Source organism: Aeromonas media (assembly GCF_020423125.1).
In the GTDB taxonomy this organism is placed as follows: Bacteria; Pseudomonadota; Gammaproteobacteria; order Enterobacterales; family Aeromonadaceae; genus Aeromonas; species Aeromonas media.
Genome location: NZ_CP075564.1, coordinates 3165007 through 3178532 on the forward strand (window position 1 = coordinate 3165007; position 13526 = coordinate 3178532).

The 13526-nt window shown below is 62.0% G+C and carries 9 protein-coding genes and 2 tRNA genes; 6 read left to right on the forward strand and 5 right to left on the reverse strand.

The genetic code is table 11. The annotated features are described in order from the left end of the window. Positions 1-163: 163 nt before the first annotated feature. Positions 164-931 (forward strand): DODA-type extradiol aromatic ring-opening family dioxygenase, encoded by a 768-nt coding sequence (locus KI797_RS14520; RefSeq protein WP_226169841.1) that lies wholly within the window; start codon positions 164-166, stop codon positions 929-931. A 176-nt stretch (positions 932-1107) separates the two neighbouring features. Next, entirely contained in the window at positions 1108-4326 is a 3219-nt protein-coding gene (locus KI797_RS14525; protein ID WP_226169842.1) for an ATP-binding protein, read from the forward strand. Between the two features lie 196 nt (positions 4327-4522). Here KI797_RS14525 and KI797_RS14530 read toward each other — a convergent pair whose 3' ends face one another. Further along, positions 4523-4723 carry a YbfA family protein gene (locus tag KI797_RS14530; protein ID WP_226169843.1) on the reverse strand — a complete coding sequence of 67 codons (201 nt, stop codon included), beginning with the start codon at positions 4721-4723 and terminating at the stop codon, positions 4523-4525. Between the two features lie 214 nt (positions 4724-4937). Here KI797_RS14530 and KI797_RS14535 point away from each other — a divergent pair, with 214 nt between their 5' ends. Then, positions 4938-5231: a hypothetical protein gene (locus KI797_RS14535; RefSeq protein WP_043130153.1), complete on the forward strand. Its 294-nt coding sequence runs from the start codon at positions 4938-4940 to the stop codon at positions 5229-5231. A gap of 75 nt (positions 5232-5306) precedes the next feature. Here KI797_RS14535 and KI797_RS14540 read toward each other — a convergent pair. Continuing rightward, positions 5307-5380 (reverse strand) — tRNA-Cys (locus KI797_RS14540). A 57-nt stretch (positions 5381-5437) separates the two neighbouring features. Next, a tRNA-Gly gene (locus KI797_RS14545) sits at positions 5438-5513 on the reverse strand. A 248-nt stretch (positions 5514-5761) separates the two neighbouring features. Here KI797_RS14545 and KI797_RS14550 point away from each other — a divergent pair. Beyond that, a complete protein-coding gene (locus KI797_RS14550; RefSeq protein ID WP_226169844.1) occupies positions 5762-9199 on the forward strand; it encodes an ATP-binding protein in 3438 nt (1145 codons plus the stop codon). Between the two features lie 306 nt (positions 9200-9505). Here the strand turns inward: KI797_RS14550 and KI797_RS14555 are convergent, their stop codons facing one another. Beyond that, on the reverse strand, positions 9506-10303 hold the full coding sequence (locus tag KI797_RS14555; protein ID WP_226169845.1) for an SPOR domain-containing protein: 798 nt from the start codon (positions 10301-10303) through the stop codon (positions 9506-9508). Between the two features lie 439 nt (positions 10304-10742). Beyond that, complete coding sequence (locus KI797_RS14560; protein WP_226169847.1) at positions 10743-11627, reverse strand: LysR family transcriptional regulator; 885 nt, start codon at positions 11625-11627, stop codon at positions 10743-10745. A 202-nt stretch (positions 11628-11829) separates the two neighbouring features. On the opposite strand from KI797_RS14560, the gene KI797_RS14565 reads away from it, so the two are divergent. Then, positions 11830-12966: an alpha/beta hydrolase gene (locus KI797_RS14565; protein WP_226169849.1), complete on the forward strand. Its 1137-nt coding sequence runs from the start codon at positions 11830-11832 to the stop codon at positions 12964-12966. Between the two features lie 197 nt (positions 12967-13163). Then, positions 13164-13514: a cyclophilin-like fold protein gene (locus KI797_RS14570; protein ID WP_226169851.1), complete on the forward strand. Its 351-nt coding sequence runs from the start codon at positions 13164-13166 to the stop codon at positions 13512-13514. Positions 13515-13526: the final 12 nt, after the last annotated feature.

Sequence of the window (13526 nt, forward strand, 5' to 3'; positions counted from 1 at the left end):
GTCATCTCCCGCCTTCATCTATCAACTCATAGTGAACAGTGCTTATACATATAGCCACATTGTTAACTTCCTAGCCGAGGCAGATAATGACCCCATCGTCAGTGGCCCCTTGCCCTGACCCGGCCATGCGCTGCGTGCCGGCATCATTGATAGGAGTCTCGCTATGGCTATCGCCCCCGTCTGGTTCATCTCCCACGGCGCCCCGGATCTGGTGCTGCGGGATCAGCCTGCTACCCAATTTCTGGCGACATTGCGCCTTGGCGGCATCAAGGGACTGGTGGTGATCTCGGCTCACTGGTTCAGCCGAAGCGAGCTGCAGATCAACGTCGAGCCGAGCCCGGCATTGATGTACGACTTCTATGGCTTCCCCGAGCCCCTCTATCAGATCCGCTGGCCAGCGAGGAGCCCCCAGTGGCTGCAGGAGGCGGTGGGCGATCAGCTGCTGCTGGCCGGCCTGCCCGCCACCCCGGTGCATCGCGAGCTGGATCACGGAGTCTGGTCACCCCTCTCCCTGATGGATCCCCAAAGCGAGATCCCCCTGGTGCAGCTCTCCATCCCGGCCAACTTCACCCCGGCCCAGCTGTGGCAACTGGGGGAGGCGTTGCAGGGCCTGCGCGCACAGGGCATAGGCATCCTCGCCTCCGGCGCCATCACCCACAACCTGCGGGCACTCGGGCCGGACGACAGCCCGGTGCCTCGCTGGGCGAGCACCTTCGTCAGCTGGCTGGAGCAGACCATGGATGAGGGTGACAGGGCGGCGCTGGAAGATTATCGGGCCCGGGCTCCGGGAGCGGTGGAATCCCATCCCCACGACGATCACCTGCGTCCGCTGTTCGTGGCGCTCGGGGCGGCGGGAAGCGACAGGCCAACCCGACTGCACCAGAGCTGGGACTATGGCAGCCTCTACATGGGGGCCTACCGGTTCGGCTGATCCCGGCACCGCCCAGGGCGGCAGATCCTGGGCACAGATAGCGGATCAGGCCGCCATTTTTGTGCCTTTCATGCTTGCCGTGTCCAAACAGGGGACTCGTTATAGCCATTTTCCGGTAGAATGACCGCCTTTGGGTGAAATGCGGCAAGGATGGCTGCCCCGTTCCTGGTGGCATGATGAATCTCTATCGATCACTGATCCTGCTCTGTCTGCTGATCATCCAGCCTGCGCTGGCGTTGACGCTGCACAGCCGTCACGACTCCGAGATAGCCCCTCCCCGCTGGTCCAAGGCCGAGCAAGACTGGCTGCGGCAAGCCAAGTTGCTGCGAGTCGGCCTCCTCGAGCAGAACTATCGCCCGTTCAGCATGATCGTCTCCCAGAGTCGATTCGAGGGGATCTCCGCCGATTACCTCGGCATCCTCGCCAAGATGCTGCACAAGCCACTGGCGCTGCGCCCCTTCGCCGACAAGGAGAGCGCCCTCCTCGCCCTGCGCCGGGGAGAGATCGATCTGGTCAACCTCGGCAACCTGACCCTGGCGGACACGGAGGCCTCCGGGATCCGGCTCAGCAGGCCCTACTTCAGCAGCCCCCTCGTCTTCTCGGCCCCCAAGCCGCACCAAGGCTCCCTGCTGACACCGGGCCAGCGCGTCGCCACCGTAAAGGGCCAGGTAGACGCGCAGCGATTCAGGCTCTACTACCCCACTCTCACCCTGGTAACCCATCCCTCCAATGCGGAGGCTTTCGACGCCGTCTTCTTTGGCCGCCAGGAGATACTGCTCAGCGATGCCCACGCCATGCACTACCTCAACAGCGAGCGCTTCGACCACCTCAGGCAACGTGGCGAGGCACCGCCCAGCCTGGCACCAGCCGACTTTCGCTTCGCGCTCTCCACCCGCTCCCCGGCGCTGCTCGGCCTCATCAACCACGGTTTGGACGCCATCGACGAGGGAACCCGCAATGCCATCTTCAGCCAGTGGAACAGGCCCATTCGTGACATGAATGACAGCGCTAGCGAGCGCTATGACGCCGTAGAGCTTGCCTGGATGCGCCAGTCGCCCCCCATCAGGGTGTGGCTGATGGACAACCTCTACCCCTATGGCGCCCTGGATCACGACGGCCAGCTCACCGGCATGACGGTCGACATGCTGGCCAAGGTGAGCAAGCGCACCGGCCTCTCCTTCGAGTTCATCCGCTTCGACTCCGACCGGCAGCGGGACGAGGCCATCCGCTCGGGGCGCCTCGATCTCATCGGTGCCATCTCCCGGCCCGTGGCCGAGCGCTATGGCCTGCGCCCCTCGGTCCCCTATGCCACGGACGACATCTACGTGATCCTCACCCATCAGGGCGAGGAGAGCATTGCCTCCCTGCAGGATCTGGCGGGCAGGCGCGTGGGGATGACCCGCTACAACCCGCTCGCCGATGAGCTCGAGGGCAGCAGGCTCATCACCATGGGGAGCGCCGAGGAGGCAATGCAGGCCGTCGAGGGAGGCAGACTGGACGCCGCCATAGTGCCGCTCTATTTTGCTCGCCACGCCCTGGACAACGATCCGCAAACCCGGCTGCGCATCGCGGGGCCCGCCGATGAGGAATCCATCCGGATGGGCTTTGCCAGCCTGCCCGGCAACGAGATGCTGATGGGGATCCTCGACAAGACCCTGCTCGCCATCCCGCCCAACGAGCTGGCCATGGTGAGCTACGAGTGGCGCAACCGCAAACTGCCGAAGCCCGGCTTCATGGAGCGCCACGCCCACGCCTTCTACCTGTTGTTTGCGGTGCTCTTCGCCCTGGCGCTGGTGCTGTTCTATCGCAACCTCATGCTCAAGCGGCTGGCCCGCGCCGAGCAGGCCTCCCGCCAGCAGTTGGAGGCCCAGGTGAGATTCATCCGGGCGCTGGGGGAGAGCCAGCCCCACCCCATAGTGGTGCGGGACAAGGGCGGCAAGGTATTGCTGTGCAACAGCAAATACCTGGCCCAGCTCGGTGCCCGTCCGGAAGACGTCATGGGGCACCCCTTCGTCCAGGGACTGGAAGGGCGGATCGACCCCCAGAGCATCGCCGCCCTGAAGCGGGACTTCGCCAAGGTGTTGCAGCAAGGCCAGCCCATCTTCACCGATCGGATTTTCCAGCGCGAAGGGAGGCAGATCGACATCTATCACTGGATGGTGCCCTACTTCGATGCCGAGGGCGCCATCAGCGGGGTGATCGACGGTTGGATCGACATCACGGACCGCAAGCAGCTGGAAGAGGCCCTGCGCCAGGCGAAGCTGCAGGCCGACAGCGCCAGCCGGGCCAAGAGCGACTTCCTCGCCACCATGAGCCACGAGATCCGTACCCCCATGAACGCCATCCTCGGCATGCTGGAGCTGGCCACCGAGGATCCCGCCCTCAGTCGTCACAGCGCCGAGCTGCTGCGCATCGCCGCGGACTCGGCCCACGGTCTGCTGGATCTGCTGGGGGATACCCTGGATATCGCCAGCATAGAGGCGGGCCAGATGACCCTGACCTCGACGCCCTGCGAACTTACGCCGCTGCTGGAATCGGTCACCCGGGTATTCCGGGGCATGGCCGGGCAGAAAGGAGTGCGCTATCGCGTCGAGTTGCCCGACGCCCCCCTGCCGACCGTGATGATCGATGCCCTTCGGCTGCGCCAGATCCTTTTCAACCTGATCGGCAACGCCATCAAGTTCACGGAGCAGGGCGAGGTGAGCATCAGCGCCACCCTGGCGGGAGACACCCTGCCCGCCCCCGTGCTGCACCTCGTCATTGCAGATACCGGGGTCGGCATTGCGGCGGACAAGCTGCCCCGGTTGTTCACCCCCTTCTACCGGGCGCACTCCCCCGAGCAGTACCCGGGCAGCGGCCTTGGTCTGAACATCGCCCGGATCCTGTGCCAGATGATGGGGGGAGAGATCGGGGTCAACAGCGAGCCGGGACGGGGGACCCGCCTCGAGATAAGGCTGCCACTGACGCTGGCGGCGCCGGGTCTCCCGCTGGTGATGGCGACCCCCGTCGACCCTCCCCGGGAGCCGGGGCCCCGGCTGCGGATACTGGTGGTGGATGACAATCATGCCAACCAGATCCTGCTGCGCCAGCAGCTCAAGCACCTGGGACACGACGTCAGCGTGCGCAGCAACGGGTTGGAGGCCCTGCGCGCCGTCGGCAGCCACCCCTTCGATCTCGTCATCACCGACTGCCAGATGCCGGTGATGGATGGTTTCGACCTGACGCGCAACCTGCGTGCCCGTGGCCATGAGCTGCCAGTCTGGGGCTTTACCGCCCACGCCTTGCCCCGGGAGCGGGAGCTCTGCCTGACCGCCGGCATGAACGACTGCCTGTTCAAACCCATCGGTCTCGCCCGCCTGCGCGCGGCGCTGGCCGATCTGAACCGGGAAGCATGACGGGGCGGAACCAAAGAGAGTCGCGGGTTTGAACGGATGGGAATGGCGGGAAAGGGGATCTCTTGAACGAGGAGGTCAACCCTGTGACAAGATCGCGAGGGCTGGCTCCTCAGCCATGCAGGCAAGACGCTCATGCCGGGTTGCCGGCCATAAAAAAAGACAGCCTTGGCTGTCTTTTTTCAGTGTGGGCAAGGGATCAGTAGAAGATCCGCTCACCCCGTTCGCTCATCTTGAGCCACACCGGCTTGGTGCTGGTCTTGCTCCAGATCCGGTGCAGGTAGCTGTAGAAGCGGGCGCGATCGTGGCGAAACAGCATCACCGGGAAGGCGAGCAGACCCACCATCAATACGAAGATGCGGCGAAGGATTATCTGAGTCAGAGAGAAGGGATGAAACATGATTTAACGCCTAACTGGTAAGACCACTGAGCAAAGATTACTCCACAATCTGTAGGATTACTACACCAATAAGCCCGTTTTTTTATAAAAAAACCGCCTAAAAACCAGAAAGTGAAACCGGGTTACATTATTTAACCAAAGAGCAACAAGACTGGCAAAAACCACTCCCTGGACAAGAGTTAGAACATGGGCAGGTAAATGGAGGGAGAAGGGAATGAAACTGGCAGAAATCGCGATTCTGAGCGTGCTCGGTCTGCTCGCCTGGACACAGTGGCAGGAGTGGCAGCTCAATCGGAATGACGCCATCACGCTGGCGTACCAGGGAGTGCCTGTCGTCAGTCTGTGGCAATGCGGTCAACTGAAGCAGAAGATGGCCGATCTGACCGACCACGCCGCCGAATTGCAACTTCAGTACCGGGGACAATCTCTCGACGACATAAGTCACTATCTGCAAAGAGAGTGGCGCCATCAGGGCTGCGAGCTGTTATTGGCCCAGCAAGGATATTGAACGCAAGGGGGTATGCCGAAAGAGGTTCTTGGAATGAAACCTGGCATGGAACAAGGATGAAACCGAGGAAGAAGATGGAGGCACGTTCCGGAGTCGAACCGGACTAAACGGATTTGCAATCCGCTGCATAACCGCTTTGCTAACGCGCCATGCTGACAAGACTGATTGTCTTGAAAGTAATATCCATGATTGGTGCCATGGAAAGTTGGAGCGGGAAACGAGACTCGAACTCGCGACCCCGACCTTGGCAAGGTCGTGCTCTACCAACTGAGCTATTCCCGCCTGACTGCATGATGTCAGTTACCCGACAACGAGGCGCATTATACGTACCCCGAGCTCGGGCACAACCCTTTTTTATGACTTTACGCGCTTTTTAGGCGCGTTTGCTCAGGCTTTAAACGCCTTGGTCAAAATTCCTGCCACTCCCTGTGACCCGACGAGCGAATTCAAGATAAAGCCATTGAAATAGTTAGTCTTTAATCAGAAACTCATGCCGCTTAGTAACTGGATTCTCAATTGAAATTCACACCATGAAATGGATCTTCAGGCCTCGTGGGCTCAGACCGCAGCTGATGCTGGCTTTCTTCATGTTGGGCCTGGTGCCCTTCCTGGTCGTCACCCTGTTTTTCCTCTATAGCCACGGCAAGGATCTCACCACCCAGACCTCCAACCATCTGGTGTCGGTGCGCAACATCAAGAAGAGCCAGCTGGAAGACTACTTCGGCAACCTCAAAGAGCAGATCATCAACTTCTCCCAGCAGGACTTTGCCGGCAACAGTATCGGTCGCTTCTACGGCTTCACCGGTGCCTTCGAGAAACTCGGCACCACACCGCAGGAGGCCCGCGCCCGCGCCCAGGCCCGCTATGTGCCCGGCTCCTGGGACAAGCTGCAACAACCCGACAGCCAGGTGGAGATAGAGCCCTCCATCAGCGCCCTGATCCTCGCCGACGAGATGTATGGCCGGGTGCACCAGCGTTTTCACCGTGGCTATGCCGACATGGTGCGCAAGTCCAACTACAGCGACATCTTCCTGGTCGACCTCAACGGCGACGTTGTCTACTCGGTCACCAAGCACGCCAACTTCGCCACCAACCTGCTCTCCGGCCCCTACCAATCGAGCGGTCTTGGCAACACCTTCGCCAAGATCAAGCGGCGCCTCGATGGCGGCCAGAAGCCCCAGCAGATCTTCGAGTTCACCGACTTTGGCCGCAACGAACTGACCGGCCAGGTGGTCGCCTATCTGGCCGCCCCGGTGATGCAGTACGACTATGTGCGCGGTGTGGTGATCTTCGAGCTGCAGCCGGACAAACTCAACCAGATCATGGCGGAGCGGGAGGGGCTCGGCGAGACCGGCGAGACCATCCTCATCGGCCCGGACAAGCGGATGCGCGCCAACGCCTCCCTCGCCCCCGAATTCAGCGTCGAGAACAGCTTCAGCCCCGACTTCCGGCCACTGCAGACGCCGCTGGTCATCAAGGTGCTCTCCGGCGAGCAGGGGGTCGGTCCCTTCCTCTCCTATCACGATGACGAGGTGCTGGCTGCCTACACCCAGGTCAAGGTGTTCGACACCGAGTGGGCCTTCATCGCCGAGATCTCCACCCGCGAGGCCTATGCCCCGATCCGTCAGCTGGAAACCCTGGTGATCCTGCTGGGGGCCGGCTCCCTGCTGCTGCTGATCCTGTTCTCCCGCTGGCTCTCCCACTCCATCACGGCGCCGCTGCGCTCCCTCACCGCCGCCGCCGAGCAGGTGGCCGACGGCGCCCTGGAACACCCCATCACCATACCGCGCACCGATGACGACATCGACCGGCTGGCCCAGGCGTTTCGCCACATGCAGCGCTCGGTGAAAGACAAGATAGAACTCATCGAGCGCCAGACCCAGGAGCTGCAACAGCAGGTCAAGCTGACCCACAAGCAGAACCTCAGCCTGCAGCAGGCTGACAAGCTCAAAGACGAACTGCTGGCCAACACCTCCCATGAGCTGCGCACCCCCATCCACGGCATCAAGGGGATGGCCGAGTCCATGCTCGCCAGCCAGCAGGACTTGACCGAGGGACAGCAGAAACAAATCGGCCTCATCATCAAGAGCGCCGACGGCCTGGCGCGGCTGGTGGACGATCTGCTCGATTACCACCAGATGCGCTACGGTCAGCTAGAGATCCACCCCCAACCCGTCTCTTCCAAGGGGGTGATCCGGCTGGTGCTGGATCTCTGCCAGCATCTGGTGCAGGCCAAGCCCCTCACCCTGGTGGACATCAGCCCGGCGGAGCTGCCGCCGGTGCTGGCGGACGAGCAGCGACTCGAACAGGTGCTCTACAACCTGGTGGGCAACGCCATCAAGTACACGCCTCAGGGCAAGGTGGTGCTGAGCGCCCTGGTGGAGGGCAACTTCCTGCGCATCAAGGTGACCGACACCGGCATCGGCATTGGCAAGGACCATCTGGAGCATATCTTCGAGCCACTGGTACAAATAAGCCCGGAGGTGAGCAAGCAGGGGGCCGGCCTCGGCCTCTCGATCACCCGCCAGCTGGTGCACCTGATGGGGGGGGAGCTGTTTGTGGAGAGTGAGCCAAGCGTCGGCTCCACCTTCGCCTTCACCCTGCCGCTGGCCAGCGGCAAGGCGGGCAGCCTGACCCTCGACAGCCGCCAGATCGAGCACCAGCTGGTGCGCCAGCAGCCGCTCATCCTGCCGGACTGGGAGAGCGATGACCTCCCCCCGCCCCCACTTGGCGCCCCCCTCATCCTGGTGGTGGATGACGAGCCCATCAACCTGCACATCTTGCGCCACCTGCTGCAGCCCTGCGGCTACCGCATCCTGCCAAGCAGCGACGGCCACGACGCCCTGGCCAAGCTGGCCCTGGAGCCGGTGGACCTCATCCTGCTGGATGTGATGATGCCGACGCTCTCCGGCTTCGACGTCTGTCACCGCCTGCGGGAACAACATCCCAAGGACAAGCTGCCGGTGCTGCTGCTCACCGCCCTCAATCAGCCCAAGGACATCGAAGAGGGCTTCAACGCCGGGGCCAACGACTACCTGGTGAAACCCTTCTGCAAGGAGGAGCTGTTTGCCCGGGTCAGGGCCCTGCTGGAGGCCTGCGCCGGCCGCGCCTCCCTGGTGGAAAATCACCTGCTCAAGCAGGAGATAGAGCACCGCCTGCGCCTGCAGGCCCAGCTGCATCAGGATCAGGAGCGGCTGCTGACGCTGCTCGGGGAAGGGGCCGATCCCATGGTCTTCATCGACGAACAGGGGGTGGTGCTGTTTGCCTCCCGCGCCCTGGCCCGCCTGCTGGGCCAGGAGCCGGAAGCCATGGAAGGACAACCGCTGGACGAGTGGCTGGCGACCCCGCTGGCGAGCCAGTGGCCCGACATGGTGGCGCGACCGGAGCAGGATCTGAGCTTCCTGGTGGCGGGCCAGAAGGACGGGCTCAATGCCCGGGCCCTGCCCATCAGCCTGGGGGGCCAGGCCGCCTTCGCCCTCACCCTCAGCACGGAGCAGCGCCATGACGACAACCGGGTGATGGCGCTGGAGAACGCCCTCAAGAGCCTGTCTCGCCAGGCCATCATCGAGGATGGCCAGTTGCTGGGTGAACTGAGCAGGCTGGGCGGGGAGTTCAGATCACTCGCGGACAACCTCATTCGCCAGCAGGATGACGAGCCCCTACGCCGTGCTCTGGTGGACACCATGCGGCTCACCCTGGAAACCTGGCAGCAGAGCACCGGCAAGGGCAAGATAGTGCTGGCGGAGAAGAGCAAGCTGTGGCGGGTCTACATGGACAGATCCAGCCCCCAGACCCGCACCCTCGACAAATACCTGAGCCTGGACACCCTGCCCAAGGCGCCGCGCTGGAAGACGGTGGTGGCCAGCGCCGAATACGTGCTCAAGCAGTGCCCCTTGAGCGAAGTGCAGCAGCAGAGCCTGCACCAGAGCACCCAGCTGCTGCGCCAGCTCGCCAGCCGCAAAGGCTGAGGTTCCGCTGCGATCTCTCTCGGGTGGCCTCTCTTCCGTTGACGAAATGAGCCTGAGACATCGAGCAGATGACATGCCAAAAACACCACACCCGCGAATGACGCGGGTGTGGTGTTTTAGAGGTTGTGCCATTGGGGCGAAGGGGCTGCTCCGGCGGTGCGACTCAGCAAGCGGCCCAGCACATCCCGAACGAGGGCATATAGCCTACCCCATGTCAGCCAACGCTCACCTCCCCCCAAGGGCGCCGGCAACCCAACGCCCATGGGATCAGGCCTGTTCACTCAGGCCTATCCCCTGTCACCCGGCTTATGGCTTCAATTCTCTATTCACCTGGGCGAAGGATTTAGGCCAGGGATCCGCCTTCTGCAGGGCTGGCGACAACTGACGAATGGCTGCCTGCGCCTGGCTCAGGCCGACATAATCCCCTTTCAGCACCACATACCAGGGACTGCCATGGTAGTTGGTGCGATAGATCCATACCTGGTCCGCGAGCCGATTGACGCGCACAAACTGCGCTACGGCATCCAGACTGCTCGCTCCCATCAGCTGGATGCTGAGGTAGTTGATGTTCTTCTGGTGCAGGACGCTGGCGGGCGTCAGGTTGACCTTGCCGGACGCCTTGCCTTGCGGCTCGGGCACGGTGGCTGGTTTAGACAGCGATTTTGCTGCCGGCTTGCGCACAGGCTCCGGGGCAGGCGTGGACACGGGCTCGGGGATTGCGGCAGGCTCGATCGCAACCAAAGGCGCCGAGGGGGCAGGTATTGGCGGCTCAGGCTGCACGACGTCTTCGGCCACGATAGGCAGGGCGCCGCTGGCCGGCACATCCAGCATGGAGGTCAGCTTGCCGGCCACACCGTCGACCTGCCGTTCGATCGACTCGGGAGAAGAAGGCAGGAACCCGGTCTCAGCCGGCGGGATCAACGTCGCTGCGGCGCCACTAACCTGATCCGGAGCGGCCTCCCCCACCTCGGGCTCGTCCTGCCGAGCCGTGGGGCTCACATAGCTCAATATCAGCAAGCAGAGGGCGCCAGCGGCCAGACCAATGGCTATCTGGCGAATGAGAGAAGAGGGATTGCACTTGCTCAGATGGCATTCGGTCATCATGTCCTCCAGGACGGCATGAGAATGGGGGCGCCGATGCGGCAGAAAGAGATCATGGACCGGCATCGGGGCCGGCAGCTCATACGGCAGGAAATTGATATCGTCCGTGAGAGCGAGCCCTGACCAGGGTGTCACCCCATGTCGCTGTCCCTCTGCGTCTCGGCGGGATGGAAGATGGACAGGCATGACCGGCCGGCAGCCACCTCTGGTTGCCATTCGCAGCTCCGCATCAACACCGGAGCACCATACCGGGGCAGCGCTGAACTTGGCCTGAATCCTTGGACTATCCAGGGGCATTGGCCGCGTCCAGACGCTTGTTTCCTCTGGTATTTACCCCGTTTCGCCCTCGATGGTCGCTTTCCTGCGCCCCATTCCCCCGGGGGCGGGTCATCATGGTGCTTCCCGCTGTCGGCGCCATATGCAAAGGCATCTCGCTTCAGCTTCACAGTCTCAACGTGTCGATGAGGGCTCTCAGGGCGGGCGATACGTTGCGATGGGGGTAGTAGAGATACAGGCCCTCCAGGCGGTGGCTGAACCGCTGTAACACCCGGATCAGGGTTCCACGCGCCAGTTCATCGGTGACCAGCTCCTCCGGGACATAGGCCAACCCCAACCCCATTCTTGCTGCCGCCGCCTCCATGTAGCTGTCAGAGAAGACCCACTGCCCCTGGGGCCTGTGCTTGACGAGTTTGCCCTCCTGCCACAGCTCCCACTGATAGAGGCTGCCATCGGCAAACTGGTAGGCAACGCAGGGGTGGATCGCCAGCTCGGCTGGCGTCTGCGGAAAGCCGTATTGCAGAAAATGATCCGGCGTCGCCACCATCACCATCTCCATATCCGGGGTGATGCGCACGGCCACCATCCCCTCGTCCACCTCGCCCCCCAGGCGCACGCCAGCATCGAAACGCTCATCAATGATGTTCACGAAGCGGCTCTCACTGATAAGTTCCAGCCGGATATCAGGATAGTGCTGCCTGAAGATGGCCAGCTTGGGCAGCAACACCTTGTCGATGGCGTGCTGGCTGGCATTGATCCTCACCGTGCCGGAAGGGGTGTCGCGAAAGTGGGCGAGGGTCGCCAGCCCCGCATCCAGGGACTGAAAGCTGCTCAGTGCCGTGCGGTACAGCTGTTCGCCAGCCTGGGTCAGTGACAGGCTGCGGGTGGTGCGCACCAGCAGTTGCACCCCGAGCCGGGCTTCGAGATCCCGGATGGTGCGGCTGATCCCGGACTGGGCCAGCCCCAGCCTGGCAGCCGCCCGGGTAAAGCTGCCTTCCCGGGCGACCAGCATGAAGACGTGGAGATCGTTGTAATTCTCGCGGCTTGTCATCTTGTTCCACCCAGATTTTTTTCAGCCAGCCATGGTTTGTTCAACGCCCTTTGGACGCCCATATTAAGAACCCATACACATTAATGTTATCAAAAAAACCGATCTAATCATCACCAATGGTTCTAACTAGAATGCAGCTCATGGTTCACAACACCATCCCCCCAGAACCACGGATCAAAATCCGATTTCAAGGAGCGTTGCCATGAATGTTCTCCCCAAGAAGCTGACCGCTATCGCGTCTGCCCTGCTGCTGGGCGCAGCATTAACCGGAGTCTCCACGATGAGCCATGCCCAGAACACCCATCCCACTGAACCCGTCTCCATGGTGACCCAATGGGACAAGACCTTTGCCCAGAGCGACAAGGTCGAGCATCGCAAAGTGAGCTTCAAGAACCGATACGGCCTGACCCTGGTCGCCGACCTCTACCTGCCGAAGAACCGGGGAAACGCCAGGCTGGCAGCCATTGCCGTGAGCGGCCCCTTTGGCGCGGTGAAGGAACAGTCGAGCGGTCTCTATGCCCAGACCCTGGCCGAGCGCGGGTTCGTCACCCTGGCATTTGACCCCTCCTACACCGGCGAAAGTGGCGGCCAACCGCGCGACGTGGCCTCCCCCGACATCAACACCGAAGACTTCAGTGCCGCCGTCGATTTTCTCGGCCTGCAACAAGAGGTCGACCGCAATCGTATCGGCCTGTTGGGCATCTGTGGCTGGGGTGGCATGGCCCTCAATGCCGCTGCTGCCGATACTCGCGTCAAAGCCGTGGCGACCAGCGTGATGTATGACATGAGTCGAGCCATGGGGCATGGCGTGGGCGATGGCAAGGATCGTTACACCACTGCCGATCGCCGCGCCATATTGAAACACCTGAACGAACAACGCTGGCAAGACGCAGAAAGTGGCTCTTTTGCCCATAGCAATCACGATCTCTATGTCGACCAGAAGGGTAACGTCACGGCAGCCAACCGGACCCTGCCAGAGGCACTGCCGGACAATCCACATCCAGTACTCAAGGAGTTCTTCGACTACTACCGTGTCCCGCGCGGTTTCCATGCGCGTTCGGTGAACTCCAATGGTGCCTGGACCACCACCATGCCGCTGTCATTTATGAATATGCCGCTGCTTAGCTATGCCAGCGAGATCAACATTCCTGCGCTGATCGTCACCGGCGAGAATGCCCACTCGCGCTACTTTGCCGAAGATGCCTTCAAGGCGGTAGGCAGCCAGCAAAAAGAACTGGTCGTGGTACCGGGCGCCAACCATGTGGATCTCTACGATAACGAGGCAGGCAAGATCCCGTTCGACCAGTTCGAGCAGTTCTTCAAGACCAACTTGAAGTAAAAACCAGTAACGCGGCGGGCCATCCCGCCGCGTCTTTCTCATCGGTGGCCACGCGAGATAGCAAGTCTGTGCAATGGCACCATGTCGGGGAAAAAATGATGACCAGAGGCATATTGACCCGCGCTATGGTCCTGTTGCTGGTGGCAACCAGCGCGGTCGCAGCCACAGACGAGGTCAGTCATAGCAGGAGAGAGACCATGAAAATCAGGATGACAATGGCCGGCCAGATCATCACGGCCAGCCTGGAAGAGAGTGACAGCGCCCGGGACTTTTTCGCCATGCTCCCCCTGACATTGCCGCTCGAAGACTATGCCGAGACCGAGAAGATTGCCTATCTGCCGCGTAAATTGACCACCCAGACGGCGCCAGAGGGGATAGACCCGCAAGTCGGAGACATCGCCTACTACGCCCCCTGGGGCAACCTGGCTATCTACTACAGGGACTTCGGTTACTCGAGCGGCCTCATCCGCCTGGGGCGCATTACATCGGGTCTGGATGCCTTGACCGCCCAACCCTCGAGCACCCTCACCATTGAAGCCGTCAAATGACTCAGCCCCCTT

Bases quoted from the DNA above. Each gene is read 5' to 3' on its own strand.
- KI797_RS14520 (WP_226169841.1), top strand. From the start codon at position 164: ATGGCTATCGCCCCCGTCTGGTTCATCTCCCACGGCGCCCCGGATCTG.
- KI797_RS14525 (WP_226169842.1), top strand. From the start codon at position 1,108: ATGAATCTCTATCGATCACTGATCCTGCTCTGTCTGCTGATCATCCAG.
- KI797_RS14530 (WP_226169843.1), bottom strand. From the start codon at position 4,723: ATGTTTCATCCCTTCTCTCTGACTCAGATAATCCTTCGCCGCATCTTC.
- KI797_RS14535 (WP_043130153.1), top strand. From the start codon at position 4,938: ATGAAACTGGCAGAAATCGCGATTCTGAGCGTGCTCGGTCTGCTCGCC.
- KI797_RS14550 (WP_226169844.1), top strand. From the start codon at position 5,762: ATGAAATGGATCTTCAGGCCTCGTGGGCTCAGACCGCAGCTGATGCTG.
- KI797_RS14555 (WP_226169845.1), bottom strand. From the start codon at position 10,303: ATGATGACCGAATGCCATCTGAGCAAGTGCAATCCCTCTTCTCTCATT.
- KI797_RS14560 (WP_226169847.1), bottom strand. From the start codon at position 11,627: ATGACAAGCCGCGAGAATTACAACGATCTCCACGTCTTCATGCTGGTC.
- KI797_RS14565 (WP_226169849.1), top strand. From the start codon at position 11,830: ATGAATGTTCTCCCCAAGAAGCTGACCGCTATCGCGTCTGCCCTGCTG.
- KI797_RS14570 (WP_226169851.1), top strand. From the start codon at position 13,164: ATGAAAATCAGGATGACAATGGCCGGCCAGATCATCACGGCCAGCCTG.